A 17,156-nucleotide genomic window follows, 5' to 3' on the forward strand; every position below is an offset into this window, starting at 1 on the left:
GATGTTCGCCATGTTGCAAGCTGGCATCTAATCTTTGTGAGATACAAATAGGCTTGCCCATAAGCCACTAGTGGCCAGCACTTCGCTGGCGATATTCTCTTTCCCTATTCGGGCTTTCTCCTCACCTTGCAAGCGGATGTTGTGCTGTAACTTGCGAAATACTCGATAGGCGTTCGCGGTTGCCAGGGCCATATCCGGATTAATTAATCCTAAATCTCCACATCGTTTTAATAGCGCGATATTGCCGATATTCGCGGTCAACTCAGGATATTGATGGGCATGCAGTAGCACTAAATACTGCACCATGAATTCAATATCTATCATGCCTCCCACATCGTGTTTTAGATCGAATAAATCCGTACGATTCAGATTGGCGTCGCGCATTTTTTTGCGCATACCCAGTACTTCTTCTTTTAATTTTTGGGTTTCCCTCTTTTGCTTTAGTACTTGCACACGCGTTGCATCAAATTGCGCCTCTATCGGTGAGTATCCAGCGCAGTAACGGGCACGGGTAAGTGCCTGGTGCTCCCACAGCCAGGCCGATTTTTCTTGATACCGATTAAATGAACTCACCGACGAGACCATGAGGCCGCTAGCACCATCGGGTCGTAAAGCGATATCAATATCAAATAATATGCCTGCCGGTGTATGCGAAGTCATCCAGGTAATGAAGCGCTGGGCCAATTTTGCGTAGGAAGCAGGTGCGTCCTGATGATCATCATCGTAAAGAAAAATAACGTCCAGATCCGAGGCGTAACTTAACTCTTTGCCGCCCAGTTTCCCGTAAGCGATGACGGCAAATTGCGGTATTTCGCGGTGTCTGCTCGTTATGGTCTGCCAGGCGGCTTTTACAGTTGCCGCAACGATGATATCGGCCAATTTAGATAAAGCATCGGCCAAATGTTCTACGCTCAACGTGCCTTCTAAATCTTGGGCTAGCAAACGAAATAGGAGCGCATGGTGCATTTCCCTAAGTGTTTCCATTTGGCGTTCAGTATCACCTTGCTGCTGTTCTAATTGCAGTTGCAGATTATCGGCAAATAGTTCCCAGTCAGGCAGTTGATGCAGCACTGATTCATCGAGTAATTCATCGAGTAAGATAGGATGGCGGGTTAAGAATTTTGCCGCCCAATCGCTCGCTGCCATCATCCGTATCACCCTTTGCAAGGCATGCGGGTATTCGGTTAACAGTGACAGATAGGCGGTGCGCCGGGCAATTGCCTCCATAAAGTCCAACAGCCGTAACAAAGTGGCTAATTGCCCGTCAACTTGTTGCGCAATCATACCCAGCGCGCTGTTAATCAGAGCCATCATTTTGTTGCGACTAGCTTCAGAAAGCGATTGCAACCTGGGTGATTGCCAGGTATTTAGCAATCGCTGCGCTGCCTCTTTGCTGTCGATAAATCCCAGTGCAAGCAGATGAGTCTCTATGGTTTCACTATCATCTTGATCGTTCAGGGTGGGGGGCGTTACACCGTCGACTCCCTGTTCTTTTTTCTCTTTGAAGATAGAATCAAATTGCTCTGCGACGAATTGTCTCACGGGATTTAATTGCGCCAGTAACTCTTGCGTAGAAATGCAATTCATCATCTCGGCGATGATTTTTTGGTCTTCTTCCTTGACCGGGAAGGTATGCGTTTGGGCATCGTCGAGGTACTGTAGTCGATGCTCGACATTGCGTAAAAAAGTATATGCGGCTAGCAGTTGGCTCACAACGCCAGGCTCAAGTATGCCTTTTTTTGCGAGGGTTTGCAGAGTGTTTCGTGTCGATCTATCGCGTAACTCTAGTTCGCGGCCGCCGCGTATGAGTTGAAATACTTGACTCAGAAATTCAATTTCGCGTATGCCACCGCGCCCCAGTTTAACGTTATTGCCGCGTTCTGGATGGCGCGTTTCCTGACGCACGACTTCTGCACGAATTTGTCCGTGCATGGTGCGTAAAGAATCAATTACCCCATAATCGAGATAGCGGCGATAGATAAATGGGTGAACGATTTTTTCGAGCACCGAGATTTGTTGTTGTATGCCAGTCAGTGCGCGTGCCTTCACCCAGGCATAGCGTTCCCACTCGCGTCCCTGGATCAAGAAATATTCTTCCACCATAGAGAAGCTGGCAACCAGAGGCCCGGATGCGCCATTTGGGCGTAATGCCATATCGACCCGAAAGCTGAAACCGTCCCCGCTAATTTCCGCGATGGCGGCGATCAGTTTTTTCCCTAAGCGGCTGAAAAATTCATGATTGGATAGGGACCTCTGTTGCTCGGAACTGGTGAGCGTATCCCCGTCTTCTGCGTAACAAAAAATCAAATCGATATCGGATGATACATTCAGTTCCCGACCACCTAATTTGCCCATACCCAATACGATTAGTTCCTGCAACTCTCCCGATTCTTCCCCGATTGGTTGGCCGTGTACGGCGATCATTTCTTGCATCAGTGCCTGCAAGTGGGTTTGCACCGCAAAATCGGCAAAATCACTGATGCTGGTGACGACCTCGTTGAGATCAAGCTTGCCGCTCAAATCACGGGTAATCAGACTCGCCATCAGCAAATTACGCAGGCGCCGCATGGCGCTATTGAGGGAGGCGCCGGAAAGTATTTTATTTTGTAAAATTTGCGCGAAAAGGCTAGTGCTCAAGGATAATCGTGATATATCTTCCAGCTCAGAATTTCTGGACGGATCGGCTTGCAACCATCGGTTAACGAAACGAGACAAGCTAGGGTGCTGTTGTGTTGTGATGCTAGGCGTGGTCATGGTAGGAGTCTCTGCGGTAGCTGTGTTTAGTGATCAGAGTGAATGGATCGTAGTGATTCGCTTAATTATCTGTGGTTTTCATATACTCCAGTGGAGTATATTTTTCAAGCGCATATAGAACGTGCGCATATCGGGACTTTTTTACTGGGAATTAGGAGAGTATGTTGTTTTTGCCTGTTTTAATTGAACTAAAATTTAATCGCACGGCCGACTTCTCTTTCCTGTCTCTCGTTTAATGCCAGACCAAGATCCATCTCGGAATTCGAAGCTGCGTGACAAAGTGTTTCGCTGCTTTCATCTATCCTGTGCTTCGCTGGGTTTCGCTTGTGCTCGCAGTTTGCGCACTCTGCTAAAGCTGCTCGTGCTCATGTATTTCCTGTTTTGTGCGCTATTTCTTACGTTGCGCTATGCCGTCTTGCCCAATGTTGCTAGTTACAAGTCTGATATAGAACTCAGCGCAAGTAAAGCAATAGGGCGAAAACTGAGCATTTCTAATTTGACGGCTTCCTGGCAAGGCTTAAATCCTCGCCTAATCCTCAATAATGTCGTCATTCTTGATCAGCAAGGTCGGAGCGCTCTGACGCTGCCAACAGTGAATGCCACACTGTCGTGGTGGTCCTTGGTGGTGGCTGATTTACGTTTTAGAAAAATTGAAATCATTCAACCTAGCATAGACATGCGTAGAGATCAGACGGGGCAGATTTTTGTCGCGGGTTTCTTCGTCGATACCCAAAAGGAGAGTGATGGTACCGGCTTGGACTGGTTGTTAGCGCAGCACGAAATAGTCATACGTCACGGTGCCTTAACTTGGAATGATCAATCTCGCTCTGCACCAGAATTAAATTTGAGGGATGTGAATTTTCTTTTAAATAACCGATGGGGACATCATAAGTTCGCCTTGAAGGCGCTACCAGGCGTGAATTTGGCTGCGGGGTTGGATGTTCGTGGGAATTTTAAACATCCTACTTTTGCCCGAAAAAAATCGGATATTTCGAGTTGGTCCGGAGAGCTTTATGCCGATTTACGGCAAGTGGATTTGTCCGCTTTAAAAACCTATTTGAGTGCCCGGGTTGATCTACAAAAAGGACAAGGCGATCTGCGTTCCTGGGCTAGCTTTGAGGCTGGGCGCATCACTGACTTTACTGCCGATCTTAGTTTGTCTGACGTTTTCGGGACATTTGCTAAAGACTTGCCGGCGCTGGATATGGAGCAGGTGAGTGGTCGCTTGGTCGCATTGGAAAAAGCTGCGCTTGGTCAAAAATATCTGCCCGCCCTATTCGGTCAAGCTGGGCATACCATTTCGCTGGTTAATTTTTCTATGTTGACCCGAGCAGGCTTGCGCTTTCCCGCTGCCACCATTAGCGAGAGTTTTATCCCCGCGCAAAAGGGGCAGGCGGAAAAAATTGAGGTGCATGCGACACAGTTGGATCTGGCCGCCCTGGCGCAATTAGCGGAGCACTTGCCTCTTCCATTAGATCAACGTCAGATGCTGGCAGATCTGGCTCCGCGCGGCCAGCTGAAAGAGTTTAGTGCACGTTGGCAGGGTGTTTACCCAGACATTTCGTCTTACCAGTTAAAAGGTCAATTCTTTAATTTGGCGATGAAACCGCAAGTTGCCCAAGCTGCGCGCGGCAAGTCAGTGAGCAGCCCGGCAAAGGTAGCGATGCCGGCGATACCAGGATTTGAAAATATCTCCGGTAGCTTAGATGCGAACGAAAAGGGGGGGGATTTTATGCTCAATTCGGCTGACGTCGTTTTACAGTTGCCCGGTGTGTTCGTCAATCCCTTGATGCTATTTGATAAATTGTTTATGCAAGCAGTCTGGCAATTCGAAGGCACGGATAAGTTTCGTTTTCAAGTCAATAAAATGGAATTTCAGCAAGGGAATATGAAGGCGGCGTTTTCTGGCAAGCACAATATGACTGCGCAAAAAGGACAGCCAGAAGCTAAGCATGAAATCGATATTTCCGGGAAATTCAGTGGTTTTGATTTGAAACAATTGGATCGATATATCCCTACGCAAACTCCGGACGACCTGCGGCATTGGCTAACGACGGCGATACTTGATGGCCGGGCCGATGATGTCAGTGTGAAAATAAAAGGTGATGTGGCCTTTTTTCCGTTTAACGCGGTAGCCGGAAAGCTGCTACCAAAAACCGAATTTTTGGTAAAAGGTAAACTACTTGACGGCAAACTTAATTTCGCTCCGGCGCATCTGTCCGACGATGGAAAAATGCCCTTGTGGCCTATCATCGACAACATCGATGGGAGCTTTGTTTTTGATCGCGCGAGAATGGAAATTCGCGGTGATAGCGCTAAAACTTTAACGGCTGATCTGATTAAAGTGAAGGCTGTGATTCCTGATTTGTTAAGCCACAATGCGATTTTGAACATTGAAGGAAATGTCAGTTCGGCGTTACAGACCATGCTTCAGTATGTGAACGCGAGTCCGGTTGATGCGTGGTTGGGGCACTTCTTACAAGAAAGTAAAGCCAGTGGTAACGCGCATTTAAAATTGGGTTTGCAATTACCGTTGAATCAGTTGATCGAGTCGAAAGTACAAGGGGTTTTGCAATTCACAAATAACGAAGCCTTGTTGCAAACCAGCATACCGCTTATTTCTGGAGTGAATGGAAAACTCGACTTTAATGAAAAAGGCCTGACACTGAATGCCTTAAAGGGCAGTCTCCTAGGCGGCAACGTCATTGCCAACGGTGGTACGCAAAAAGATGGGAATATTCGGATAAAACTCGATGGCCTGGCAACCGCTGAGGGCTTGCGAAAGAATTTCCCCGGGCAGTTCGCAGAACGACTGTTAAGCAGAGTTGGCGGGGCTGCTCGCTACAGTGCACAAGTGAACGTCAAAAAGCGCCAACCCGAATTGATCATAGACTCTGCGCTCCAAGGCCTGAGTCTGAACTTTCCAGCACCCTTAAGAAAAAACGTCAGTGACACGCTGCCTTTGCATTTCGAAATGAGTCCGGTACTTTCTACGAATCCAGCTATGTTACGTGACGAGTTGCGATTGAGCCTGGGATCGGCAATCGGTGCGCGTTATCAGAGACAAAAAGCGGATGAAAAAAATGCTATATGGCAAGTGCTGCGGGGTGGGGTGGGTGTCAATGCGCCACCGCCTGAGCCAGCGAGTGGCTTAAACGTGAATGTCGACATTAAAACCTTGAATGTCGACGAGTGGCGCAATGTCATGGCCGGTAGTAGTGGGCCTGCTGACAGTAGCGTCAATAGCAACATGAATAACCGAGCAAACCAAGATTTTGCCCCGTATATCGAGCCAAATGTTTTGGCAGTCAGAACGGCCGAGTTACATATTATGGGTAAGCGGCTCGATAATGTAGTCCTTGGCGCCTCACATCAGGGCGGCGTATGGCAGGCCAATATCGACTCTAGCCAGGTGTCCGGATTTCTAAGCTTTATTGAGTCTAGCAACGTTGCAAATGGCGGTGCGCTAAGTGCGCGTCTCAGTCGTTTGAATATCCCCGCTTCAGCCGCATCTGAGGTTTCAGAATTGATAGAGGGAAAAAAGTCGGTGGCGCAACTGCCGTCTTTGGATATCGTTGCTGAAAATTTTGAACTTTTCAATAAAAAACTTGGACAGTTAGAATTGTCGGCGAGTAATACGCCGGCACCATCCGGTCGCGAATGGTATATCAAAAAGCTCTCGTTGAAGAATGTGGATGCTGAATTGAAAGCTTCTGGGAAATGGTCAAATCGTTCAGGTGAGAGTGTGAGTGATCTCAACTATGTGTTGGACGTTGAAGACGCAGGGAAATTATTGGATAGATTTGGTTTTGTCAGTGTCATGCGTGGTGGTCGCGGCAAGCTTGAGGGCGATATCCGCTGGAATGGTCTACCGTATGCCATGGATGTCGCTAGCATGAATGGTCAGATTCGATTGGACCTTGCTAGCGGGCAGTTTTTGAAAGTCGATCCTGGTGCTGCCAAGTTGTTGGGAGTATTGAGCATGCAATCCTTGTCACGCCGTCTTAGCTTGGATTTTCGAGATGTTTTTTCTGAAGGCTTTGCTTTCGATGGAATTACCGGCATGGCGAAAATCACCCAGGGCGTTGCGCGTACCGAAAACCTCAAAATGCGCAGTGTTAACGCGACAGTTTTACTTGATGGTAGTGCGGATATCGCGAAAGAGACACAGGACATGCATGTCGCCGTGATTCCTGAAATAAATGCTGGTGCGGCATCGGTGGTGTATGCCTTGGCGGTCAATCCTGTGATAGGACTTGGGACTTTTTTAGCGCAGCTATTTTTACGCGAACCATTGGCACGCGCTTTTACTTACGAATATCAGATTACCGGACCATGGAAAGAGCCACATGTGAGCAAGATCGGCGGCCGGGAACAGCAAAACCAGCCTCTCAAACCCTGAGCTGCGTGATGTGAGTAAGTGAAAATTTGACGAATTTTTATATAGGTGAACTATGAGAGTAGCCGCGATACAAATGGTTTCGACCGAAAACCTGGCGCAAAATATGGCGACAGCTGCTTCTTTGCTTCAACAGGCAAGCGAAGGCGGAGCGCAATTATTATTACTGCCTGAATATTGGCCGCAAATGGGCATGCAAGAAACCGATAAGCTGAGCATCGCCGAGCCGCTCGGGCACGGTACGATCCAGGATTTTCTATCCATCACTGCGCGCCGTCTGGGCGTCTGGATCATAGGCGGCACGCTTCCTCTGATATCTTCAGAAGAAAATAAGGTGCTCAACACCAGCCTGGTCTACAACCCTCAGGGCGTAGCGATTGCACACTATGACAAAATCCATCTGTTTGGATTTAATAAGGGGAGCGAGTCCTATGAAGAATCCAGAACCATCGTAGCTGGCGATGAGGTGAGTACTTTCGAGACCGATCTTGGCAAGGTCGGCCTATCGATATGCTACGATCTGCGCTTCCCAGAGCTGTTTCGGAAGATGGGAGTGTGTATTCTGATTGTCGTGCCAGCAGCATTTACTCACACCACGGGGCAGGCGCACTGGGAGGTCTTATTGCGCGCCAGAGCGATAGAAAACCAATGTTACGTGCTGGCGGCGGCACAAGGTGGCTTGCACACCAATGGCCGACGCACATGGGGGCATAGTATGCTGATCGACCCTTGGGGTAAAATCGTCGATGTTTTGCCCGAAGGCGAGGGGCTTGTCAGCGGTGAACTCGATATGAGCCTATTGCAGGGAATACGTGAGAATTTACCCGCCTTAAAACACAGAAAACTGGTTTGATCCCTGCGTTACGGTCAGATGATCTACAATTCGAAGATCTGGGCATCAATTTAAACAATAATTTTGCCCCTGCGCCTCTTGCGCAAGGTTCCGCCCCTTTTCTATAGATAGCATATGAAACTTTTTGATTCTAATCTGCAGCACCTCGCGATTGCCCGAGACATATTACTTACGCCATTTGGTTTGGACGAAGCTAAGTTGCAAAAAGCCTTGGGCTCAATGTTTACACATCGCATCGACTATGCCGATTTGTATTTTCAATTTACCAAAAACGAGGGCTGGAGTTTAGAGGAGGGTATAGTAAAAACAGGAAGTTTTTCTATAGATCAGGGGGTAGGTGTGCGCGCCATATCTGGCGATAGAACGGCCTTCTCCTACTCCGACGAGATTTCTGAAATTGCTTTGCTGGAGGCAGCCAAAGCGACGCGTACTATCGCGCGCCAAGGTTCTGGCAAGGTCAAAGTAGCATCGCAGATGCAAGCACGTGCCAGTCAGGCGCTGTTTCTGCAAGACGATCCTTTAGCCTCACTTGATGCGACTCAAAAAGTGAATTTGCTCGAACGACTGGAAAAAATTGCACGCGCTAAAGATACGCGTGTAGTGCAAGTTATGGCTGGTTTAGCCGGTGAGTACGATGTTATCTTGGTGGCGCGTAGCGATGGCGTGATGGCTGCCGATATCCGGCCTCTGGTTCGTGTTTCCGTTACCGTGATAGTTGAGCAAGATGGACGTCGCGAAATGGGTTCTAGCGGTGGCGGTGGGCGCTACGACTACTCTTACTTCTCGGATGCTTTATTGGAACAATATGCGGATGAGGCTGTGAAGTCGGCTTTGGTCAATCTCGATGCAAGACCGGCACCGGCTGGTCCGATGACGGTGGTACTAGGTTCCGGTTGGCCTGGTATTCTTTTACATGAAGCGATCGGTCATGGTCTGGAAGGCGATTTTAATCGTAAGGGATCGAGTACTTTTTCTGGACGCATTGGCGACCGTGTGGCAGCCAAAGGCGTCACCGTGGTGGATGACGGCACACTCGCCAACCGTCGTGGTTCGCTCAATATCGACGATGAAGGCAATCCTACTCAATGCACAACCTTGATCGAGGACGGTATTTTGAAGGGCTATATTCAGGATACGATGAATGCGCGCTTGATGAAAATGCCGGTGACAGGCAATGCACGTCGTGAATCTTTCGCCCATCTGCCTATGCCGCGTATGACTAACACCTATATGCTGGCGGGCGATAAAGATCCTCAGGAAATTCTAGCCTCGGTAAAAAATGGCTTATATGCGGTCAATTTCGGCGGTGGTCAGGTTGATATTACGAACGGAAAATTTGTTTTTTCAGCAAGTGAGGCTTATATGATAGAAGACGGCAAAGTGACTTATCCGGTCAAGGGCGCGACCTTGATTGGCAATGGTCCCGACGTTTTGAATCGTGTCTCTATGATAGGCAACGATATGCGTCTCGATCCAGGTGTCGGTGTTTGCGGTAAAGAAGGGCAGAGCGTACCGGTCGGTGTTGGCCAACCTACCTTGCGCATTGACGGTTTAGTGGTTGGCGGAACCGCTTAAAAACCTTAATAAGAACATGATTTTCATCAGGAAACAGAATAAAATAAAACAAAATGCTTGCCAAGCCACGTAAAATATTGTTATAGTCAATGCATCTGATTTGAAGAGTTCGCCATGGCACACCCACGATTTTACTTTTATTTTTATTTTAGCTATTCCAACCCCAAGGCGGTGGAGAAGCGGTAAGTTCACGTAAAAGCAAGATCCGAACATATCAAATCTAAAAAATCCGCCAGCCTTGGCGGATTTTTTTTTGCTTTTTTAGTTTAGATTTCACTACTTGTTATTTAGTTTTTTATTCGATATTAATCATCAATTTTAACCATAAAGCGGGAAAAACATGCAACGCACTGACGATTTACGCATACGGGAAATGAAGGAACTGCTGCCGCCATCGCATCTGATACGCGAATTTGCCTGTTCTGAAAAAGCATCAGAAACGGCATCCTCCGCCAGAACTGCGCTACACCGTATCTTGCATGCGCAAGATGATAGGGTCATGGTGGTGATTGGTCCTTGCTCTATCCACGATACCAAGGCAGCGATGGAGTATGCGCACAAACTGGTCAAAGAACGCGAACGTTTTTCTGGTGAGCTGGAAATCGTCATGCGCGTGTATTTTGAAAAACCACGCACTACCGTGGGTTGGAAGGGCTTGATCAATGATCCGTATATGGACAATAGTTTTCGCATTAATGACGGCTTAAGGATAGCGCGTGAATTGCTGCTCAATATCAATGAACTAGGTTTGCCGGCTGGCACTGAATATCTGGATGTAATTAGTCCACAATACATCGCCGATTTGATTAGTTGGGGTGCCATCGGGGCGCGCACCACCGAGTCCCAAGTGCATAGAGAGCTTGCCTCTGGCTTGTCTTGCCCGGTTGGTTTTAAGAACGGCACCGATGGTAACGTTAAGATTGCAGTGGATGCGATCAAGGCGGCCTCGCAACCGCATCACTTTTTATCCGTGACCAAGGGCGGGCATTCGGCTATTGTTTCGACTAACGGCAATGAAGATTGCCACATCATTTTACGTGGTGGTAAAACACCCAATTATGATGCCGCCAGTGTTGATGCGGCCTGCAAGGATATCGCTAACAACGGCCTTGCTTCGCGTTTGATGATAGATGCATCGCACGCGAATAGCTCGAAAAATCCAGCCAATCAGATCCCTGTGTGTGCAGATATTGCGGCGCAAATCGCGGCTGGCGACAACCGTATTGTCGGCGTCATGATAGAGTCAAATCTGGTGGCTGGGCGTCAAGATCTGGTGCCGGGTAAGGATCTGGTGTACGGCATGTCAGTAACAGATGGCTGTATCGCCTGGGATGAGAGTATTGCGGTGCTGGAAGGCTTGGCCGACGCGGTCAAGCAGCGCCGACTCAAGCAGGCGGAGTAAGCCTGACGTGAATGAGCTCCGACGTGCGGTAGTTGGTAAGTAGGGAAATATAAGAGCCCCTATGAATTGCGTATTCATAGGGGCTCTTTTGATGGTGCTGGCAAATACGCTTAAAAACGTTTTGTCAAGACCATTTGCTCGCCATTTCGATTCATTTCCATACGGTTTAGAAATGACATGCCTAACAAAATACTTGTTAGGCCTTGTTCTTGTACCATGGCCTCGACTTGATTGAGTTCGACATCACCGATCTTGACCGAATCGAGTTGGACTATATACACCACCACCTGGCCGTTGGCAGTGTTGGCACGTCCCATTCTCCCGCTCTTATAATTGATGCCCAAACGTATCGCCTCGGAGGCCGGTATCGCGATGACGCTGGCACCGGTATCGACCAGCATACTGACGCCACCGCCATTGATCTGTCCCCGCGCTATAAAATGACCGCGCGTATCGGCTTGCAAAGTAACACTGCTATTCGTGCTAGGCGCAGAGCGATGCACATACTGGCCAATCGCCAGCACCTGGCGCTTTCCATGCATTTCTATGGTAGCGGTCGCATTATCGGCGGCAATCAATTTTGCGCCATCTGCGATGACACTGCCCACCGCATAGGTTTTAGGCGAACTGCCATTGACCACCAGCACGGCCTTGCCAGGAAAAAGTCCAACCACATCGATATCGGTGGCATGCGCTGAAATCACGCAGGCACACAGGCAGGCGAAGATGCTGAGATGTCTCATGGCAAAGGTGTTGCTTAGTCGCGGAAATTGTTAAATTCCAGTGGCAAATCTTTGATTTCTTTGCGCAGCATTGCCATCGCTTCTTGCAAATCATCGCGCTTGGCACCGGTTACACGTACGGCATCGCCTTGTATGCTGGCTTGCACCTTGAGCTTACTGTCCTTGATGGTCTTGACGATTTTCTTGGCATCATCACTTTCTATGCCGTTTTTGATCTTGATCACTTGCTTGACCTTGTCACCACCGATTTTTTCTATCTTGCCTTTGTCGAGAAAGCGCACGTCTACCCCGCGTTTACCCATGGTTTGTGTTACTTCTATCATGATTTGCTCCAGATGGAACTCGGAATCGCCGAAAATTGTGACTTCGCGTTCTTTTTCCTTGAGTTCTACCTTGGCGCTGGTGCCTTTTAAGTCAAAGCGATTGGTCACCACTTTGTTGGTCTGCACGATGGCATTTTTTACTTCGTCCATATTCGCTTCAGAGACGGTATCAAAAGAAGGCATGATTATTCCTTGGTATTTAAATTAATTGAATTGACGACTATGGACGTATTTTAACAAATGCCAGCGCCAACTTAATGTCTATTCGCGTCTATAATTCTGCCCATATGATGACGTCCCTCACCCTACAAAAAAATATTTCCTTACTGGCACTCAATAGCTTCGGTATCGCGGCGCAAGCTTCAGCGTTTTTACGCATTGAGAACGAACAGCAATTAATACAGATCAGAGACGATGCACAACTGGCTGCCATGCCCAGACTCATACTTGGCGGTGGCAGCAATCTGGTGCTTTCTGACAAGCTCGATGCGCTGGTGCTGCAGATAGTCATGATGGGTAAGCACATAGTCGCTGAGAATAATGACCTTGTGTTTGTTTCTGCGGCGGCTGGCGAGACCTGGCATGAGTTTGTGTTGTGGACTCTGCAACAGGGGCTGGGCGGATTGGAGAACCTTTCGTTGATACCGGGTACCGTTGGTGCCGCGCCTATACAAAATATTGGTGCTTATGGCGTGGAGATGCAGGATTATTTCCATCAGCTGACAGCGTTCGATTTTCTCACTGGAGAGGTCCGTACGCTGGATAAGCAGGCCTGCCAGTTCGCTTACCGCGACAGTATTTTCAAGCATGACTACCGTGACAGAATGGTGATCTTGAACGTCATTTTTGCTTTGCCCAAAGTTTGGCAGCCGCGTTTAAATTATGGCGATGTGGCGCAAAGGCTAGTGGCGCAAGGCATTTCTGCCCCTGTTCCTAAAGATGTCAGCGACGCCATTATTGCTATCCGACGAAGCAAATTGCCGGATCCAGCCGAGATCGGCAATGCAGGTAGTTTTTTCAAAAACCCTATCGTTAGTCTGAAGCTGCGCGACTCCTTACTGGCGCAGTATCCTGCGATGGTCAGCTATGCGCAGACGGACGGTGCTTATAAGCTCGCGGCAGGCTGGCTGATAGAGCAAACTGGCTGGAAGGGTAAAGCTCTGGGGATGGTTGGTGTCTATCACAAACAGTCTCTGGTGCTAGTCAATCTCGGTGGCGCAACAGGCGCAGAAGTGCGTCAGTTGGCGCAGCAGATACAAGCCGATGTCATGGAGAAATTTGGGGTGCGACTGGAAGTAGAACCGGTTTTTGTCTGAAGTGTGGTTACGTCGGTGCGTTTAGTTATTGCTTGATCTGATTATTTTTTGCTCGCAGCTACTTAATTTAGTCAGGCCACAAAGCAACTGATAGTTTGATTTTTATCCTGCCGTTGCCTGGCACTTCAGGTTAACATGTCTTTTATCCTATTGTTAAGAAAAAGGAAATTTCATGGGCAAGACCATTTTGATTACTGGTGCCGGCAGCGGCTTTGGAAAGTTGGCTGCATTCGCCTTGGCGCAACGCGGCCATCATGTTATCGCCGCTACCTATGATCATGCGCAGGCGGAAGCCTTAAGAGTCGAGGCAACGCAAGCGGGCATTGCGCTTAACATCATTAAACTCGATATCACTCTGGAAGAAGACCGGCGACAAGTGAGCGGCAGCGGTATTGATGTGCTGGTCAATAACGCTGGTGTTGGTGAATCCGGGCCACTGGCGGAAGTGCCTTTGGAGCGGATACGCCGTACCTTTGAAACCAATGTGATCGGTAGTCTGGGCATGGTACAAATGGCGGTACCTGAGCTGATCAAGCGCGGCGGTGGCACTATCGTGTTTGTGACCTCGCTGGCCGGGCGCATGCCCATCCCTTTTCTGGCGCCATACGGCATGAGCAAATACGCGCTGGAAGTCGCCGGTGCCGATCTGGCGGTCGAATTAAAGCCCTTCAATATCGCAGTTTCCATGATAGAACCGGGCGCTTTTGCTACCGGTTTTAACGAAGCGCAGATCGCCACCAAATATAGTTGGATGGGGCCGGAGTCGATTTACCGCGATCAACACGCCTTTATCGAAAAGAACGAAAAGACAGTACTTGGGCTGCAGAGCGTCAAGATAGAAAAAGTGATACAGACGCTGGTCAAGGTAGTCGAAGCAAAAAATCCCCGATTACGTTATGCAGTACCAAAGTGGCAGGGCGCAGGCATACAATTTTTGCGTGCGTTTGGGATGTAAGGTGAGTAAACCGCGACTCTGTTTTTATAGATTTCCAAAACAGAGTGCGCAGTATCCATGCGCCTTACAGGCCATTTTCATGCCAGAAGGCGCATGGATACTGCGCATAGCTAATTAAATAAAATGGCAAACATAATCTAAGGTTTCCAGGGTCTCGATATCGAAACTGGAATTGGCTGGCACCGTGAATTGCTGACCACCTTCATAGCTCGCCCAAGCTTGTTCGCCGTTGATGCGGATGCGGCATTTGCCTGCATTTAATTCCATAATTTCTGCGGCACCGGTATTAAATACGAGGCTAGATGGGAAGATCACGCCTATGGTCTTTTTGCTGCCATCGGCAAACAAGACGGTATGCGAAACGCATTTGCCGTCGAAGTAGATATTGGCTTGCTTGATGACGCTAACCTGGTCGAATTGTGTTGTCATGATGAGGCTGAGTGGTGAGAGAGAAAAGGCAAAAAAATGGCCCGATGTCTTTCGAGATCGAGCCGCTTAAATTAAATCAAATAAATGATCTTAACCGCGCTTAGCTTTGGCGTTGGCTGCAATGCGCATACGCAGAGCGTTCAACTTGATAAAGCCGCCGGCATCGGCCTGGTTGTAAGCGCCGCCATCTTCATCGAAAGTGGCGATGGTCATGTCGAACAGCGAATCTGTTTTAGAGTCGCGTGAGACGGTAATGACATTGCCTTTGTACAGTTTCAGACGGACCCAGCCGTTGACGCTCAGTTGGGTATGGTCGATCAGAGTTTGCAGAGCGACGCGCTCTGGTGCCCACCAGTAACCGTTATAAATCAGGCTAGCGTAACGCGGCATCAGATCGTCTTTCAGATGCGCCACTTCGCGATCTAAGGTGATCGATTCTATCGCACGGTGCGCGCGCAGCATGATGGTACCGCCCGGAGTTTCGTAGCAACCGCGTGACTTCATACCGACGTAACGGTTTTCTACTAAATCAAGACGGCCTATGCCGTGCTTGCCGCCCAGGCGATTCAGTTCAGTCAGTACGGTGGCGGGTGACATGCGCACGCCATTCAGGGCAACGATATCGCCTTTTTCGTATTCGATATCGAGGTATTCAGGCTGATCCGGAGCTTGCTCAGGGCTGACAGTCCAGCGCCACATGCTTTCTTCGGCTTCGTTACTTGGATTTTCTAGATGACGGCCTTCAAAGCTGATGTGCAGCAGATTGGCGTCCATCGAGTAAGGCGCACCGCCATTTTTATGTTTCTGGTCGATTTCTATGCCAGCGTCTTCTGCGTATTTCATCAGTTTTTCACGCGACAATAAATCCCACTCGCGCCACGGCGCGATGACTTTAACGTTAGGCATCAGTGCATAGGCACCGAGTTCAAAACGGACCTGATCATTGCCTTTGCCGGTCGCACCGTGCGAGATAGTATCGGCACCGGTGGCCTTGGCGATCTCGATCAAGCGCTTGGCGATCAAAGGACGGGCGATTGACGTACCTAACAGGTATTCGCCTTCATACACGGTGTTGGCGCGGAACATCGGGAAGACGAAGTCACGTACGAATTCTTCACGCACGTCGTCGATGAAAATATTCTCAGGCTTGATACCGAATTTCAGTGCTTTGGCGCGGGCCGGTTCCAGTTCTTCGCCCTGACCCAGATCAGCGGTGAAGGTGATGATTTCGCAGTGGTAATTGTCTTGCAGCCATTTCAAAATGACTGAGGTATCTAAGCCGCCGGAATAGGCTAGCACTACTTTTTTGACGTCGCTCATAATTCGCTTTCTGTTGGTTCTACGTTGTTTGAGTATTTTTGTTGCGTTTTTGTTGCGTTCAAACGCAAGCCTTTATTCGGTGATCTTGCCGACTACTAAAAATTCGAGCAGGGCTTTCTGTATATGCAGACGGTTTTCCGCTTCATCCCAGACTACCGATTGCGGTCCGTCGATGACGCCAGCCGAAACTTCTTCGCCGCGATGCGCTGGCAGGCAGTGCATAAATAAGGCATCCGGATTGGCACGCGCCATCTTGGCTTCATCCACGATCCAACCGTCGAAGGCGGCTAAACGTGCTTGATTCTCGGCTTCGTAGCCCATGCTGGTCCAGACATCGGTATTCACGACATCCACACCAGCGCAAGCATCCGAGGGATTTTCAAACACCGTGTAATGGCTAGCATCGGCACTGACTAAGGACATATCCATGTCATAGCCCTTAGGTGTAGAAATATGCAGATGGAAGCCAAAAATGACGGCCGCCTGCAACCACGAATACAGCATATTGTTGGCGTCACCGATCCAGGCCACTTTTTTGCCGGCGATAGTACCCCTATGCTCGATATACGTGAAGACATCGGCAAACACCTGGCACGGGTGATGTTGATTGGTGAGACCATTGATAACAGGCACGCGCGAATTAGCGGCGAAGCGCTCTATCATTTCTTGTTCGAAAGTGCGGATCATGATGATGTCGCACATGCGTGAGATGACCTGGCCCGCATCTTCTACCGGTTCGCCGCGACCCAATTGGCTGTCACGGGTATTGAGATAGATCGCTGCGCCGCCGAGCTGGTGCATGCCAGCCTCAAACGATAGACGGGTACGGGTGGAGTTTTTTTCAAAAATCATCACCAGCGTGCGATCCAGCAGCGGATGGTAGGGCTCGTAATTTTTAAATTTGCGCTTGATAATGCGCGCGCGTTCCATCACGTACTCGAACTCGGGAAGCGATAAATCGGAAAATTGTAAAAAGTGTCTGATAGCCATAAATAAAATCGCTGACAAGAGGAAATTCTGTCAGCGCCTGTTATAACTGCTGAATTATAAGGGATTTAATTGAGCAAGCTGCATAAATTCTGAAAGC

General features: G+C 48.9%; 12 protein-coding genes. 6 read left to right on the forward strand and 6 right to left on the reverse strand.

The window, feature by feature from the left end:
* Positions 1 to 27 precede the first annotated feature (27 nt).
* Complete coding sequence (gene glnE / locus ACO0K8_RS11160) at positions 28 to 2,754, reverse strand: bifunctional [glutamate--ammonia ligase]-adenylyl-L-tyrosine phosphorylase/[glutamate--ammonia-ligase] adenylyltransferase (protein ID WP_422946735.1); 2,727 nt, start codon at positions 2,752 to 2,754, stop codon at positions 28 to 30.
* A 235-nt stretch (positions 2,755 to 2,989) separates the two neighbouring features.
* Between glnE and ACO0K8_RS11165 the strand changes: the two genes are divergently transcribed.
* The 4 genes from ACO0K8_RS11165 to aroG all read left to right on the forward strand — a co-directional run bounded on the left by ACO0K8_RS11165 (position 2,990) and on the right by aroG (position 10,983).
* The gene (locus ACO0K8_RS11165) at positions 2,990 to 7,156 is read left to right on the forward strand and encodes a YhdP family protein (protein WP_422946736.1); all 4,167 of its coding nucleotides are present in this window, start codon (positions 2,990 to 2,992) and stop codon (positions 7,154 to 7,156) included.
* A gap of 52 nt (positions 7,157 to 7,208) precedes the next feature.
* Positions 7,209 to 8,006 (forward strand): carbon-nitrogen hydrolase family protein, encoded by a 798-nt coding sequence (locus ACO0K8_RS11170; protein WP_422946737.1) that lies wholly within the window; start codon positions 7,209 to 7,211, stop codon positions 8,004 to 8,006.
* 114 nt (positions 8,007 to 8,120) lie between these two features.
* Positions 8,121 to 9,581 carry a metalloprotease TldD gene (gene tldD / locus ACO0K8_RS11175; RefSeq protein WP_422946738.1) on the forward strand — a complete coding sequence of 487 codons (1,461 nt, stop codon included), beginning with the start codon at positions 8,121 to 8,123 and terminating at the stop codon, positions 9,579 to 9,581.
* A 340-nt stretch (positions 9,582 to 9,921) separates the two neighbouring features.
* On the forward strand, positions 9,922 to 10,983 hold the full coding sequence (gene aroG / locus ACO0K8_RS11180; protein ID WP_422946739.1) for a 3-deoxy-7-phosphoheptulonate synthase AroG: 1,062 nt from the start codon (positions 9,922 to 9,924) through the stop codon (positions 10,981 to 10,983).
* A gap of 110 nt (positions 10,984 to 11,093) precedes the next feature.
* On the opposite strand, the gene ACO0K8_RS11185 is transcribed toward aroG, so the two are convergent.
* Both ACO0K8_RS11185 and ACO0K8_RS11190 read right to left on the reverse strand, forming a co-directional pair.
* The gene (locus ACO0K8_RS11185; RefSeq protein WP_422946740.1) at positions 11,094 to 11,726 is read right to left on the reverse strand and encodes a retropepsin-like aspartic protease family protein; all 633 of its coding nucleotides are present in this window, start codon (positions 11,724 to 11,726) and stop codon (positions 11,094 to 11,096) included.
* A gap of 14 nt (positions 11,727 to 11,740) precedes the next feature.
* Positions 11,741 to 12,232, reverse strand: coding sequence for a YajQ family cyclic di-GMP-binding protein (locus ACO0K8_RS11190; protein ID WP_422946741.1), 492 nt, complete (start codon positions 12,230 to 12,232; stop codon positions 11,741 to 11,743).
* 107 nt (positions 12,233 to 12,339) lie between these two features.
* Here ACO0K8_RS11190 and murB point away from each other — a divergent pair, with 107 nt between their 5' ends.
* A complete protein-coding gene (gene murB / locus ACO0K8_RS11195) occupies positions 12,340 to 13,365 on the forward strand; it encodes a UDP-N-acetylmuramate dehydrogenase (RefSeq protein ID WP_422946970.1) in 1,026 nt (341 codons plus the stop codon).
* A gap of 172 nt (positions 13,366 to 13,537) precedes the next feature.
* Entirely contained in the window at positions 13,538 to 14,320 is a 783-nt protein-coding gene (locus tag ACO0K8_RS11200) for an SDR family NAD(P)-dependent oxidoreductase (protein ID WP_422946742.1), read from the forward strand.
* 114 nt (positions 14,321 to 14,434) lie between these two features.
* Here the strand turns inward: ACO0K8_RS11200 and ACO0K8_RS11205 are convergent, their stop codons facing one another.
* The 3 genes from ACO0K8_RS11205 to argF all read right to left on the reverse strand — a co-directional run bounded on the left by ACO0K8_RS11205 (position 14,435) and on the right by argF (position 17,059).
* Positions 14,435 to 14,749, reverse strand: coding sequence for a pyrimidine/purine nucleoside phosphorylase (locus ACO0K8_RS11205; protein ID WP_422946743.1), 315 nt, complete (start codon positions 14,747 to 14,749; stop codon positions 14,435 to 14,437).
* 90 nt (positions 14,750 to 14,839) lie between these two features.
* On the reverse strand, positions 14,840 to 16,069 hold the full coding sequence (locus ACO0K8_RS11210) for an argininosuccinate synthase (RefSeq protein WP_422946744.1): 1,230 nt from the start codon (positions 16,067 to 16,069) through the stop codon (positions 14,840 to 14,842).
* A 72-nt stretch (positions 16,070 to 16,141) separates the two neighbouring features.
* On the reverse strand, positions 16,142 to 17,059 hold the full coding sequence (gene argF / locus ACO0K8_RS11215) for an ornithine carbamoyltransferase (RefSeq protein ID WP_422946745.1): 918 nt from the start codon (positions 17,057 to 17,059) through the stop codon (positions 16,142 to 16,144).
* Positions 17,060 to 17,156 lie beyond the last annotated feature (97 nt).

Origin of the sequence: Undibacterium sp. Ren11W, assembly GCF_049340485.1 — a bacterium.
In the GTDB taxonomy this organism is placed as follows: Bacteria; Pseudomonadota; Gammaproteobacteria; order Burkholderiales; family Burkholderiaceae_D; genus Undibacterium.

Bases quoted from the DNA above. Each gene is read 5' to 3' on its own strand.
- ACO0K8_RS11205 (WP_422946743.1), bottom strand. From the start codon at position 14,749: ATGACAACACAATTCGACCAGGTTAGCGTCATCAAGCAAGCCAATATC.
- aroG (WP_422946739.1), top strand. From the start codon at position 9,922: ATGCAACGCACTGACGATTTACGCATACGGGAAATGAAGGAACTGCTG.
- murB (WP_422946970.1), top strand. From the start codon at position 12,340: ATGACGTCCCTCACCCTACAAAAAAATATTTCCTTACTGGCACTCAAT.
- ACO0K8_RS11185 (WP_422946740.1), bottom strand. From the start codon at position 11,726: ATGAGACATCTCAGCATCTTCGCCTGCCTGTGTGCCTGCGTGATTTCA.
- ACO0K8_RS11210 (WP_422946744.1), bottom strand. From the start codon at position 16,069: ATGAGCGACGTCAAAAAAGTAGTGCTAGCCTATTCCGGCGGCTTAGAT.
- argF (WP_422946745.1), bottom strand. From the start codon at position 17,059: ATGGCTATCAGACACTTTTTACAATTTTCCGATTTATCGCTTCCCGAG.
- glnE (WP_422946735.1), bottom strand. From the start codon at position 2,754: ATGACCACGCCTAGCATCACAACACAACAGCACCCTAGCTTGTCTCGT.
- ACO0K8_RS11170 (WP_422946737.1), top strand. From the start codon at position 7,209: ATGAGAGTAGCCGCGATACAAATGGTTTCGACCGAAAACCTGGCGCAA.
- ACO0K8_RS11190 (WP_422946741.1), bottom strand. From the start codon at position 12,232: ATGCCTTCTTTTGATACCGTCTCTGAAGCGAATATGGACGAAGTAAAA.
- ACO0K8_RS11165 (WP_422946736.1), top strand. From the start codon at position 2,990: ATGCCAGACCAAGATCCATCTCGGAATTCGAAGCTGCGTGACAAAGTG.
- ACO0K8_RS11200 (WP_422946742.1), top strand. From the start codon at position 13,538: ATGGGCAAGACCATTTTGATTACTGGTGCCGGCAGCGGCTTTGGAAAG.
- tldD (WP_422946738.1), top strand. From the start codon at position 8,121: ATGAAACTTTTTGATTCTAATCTGCAGCACCTCGCGATTGCCCGAGAC.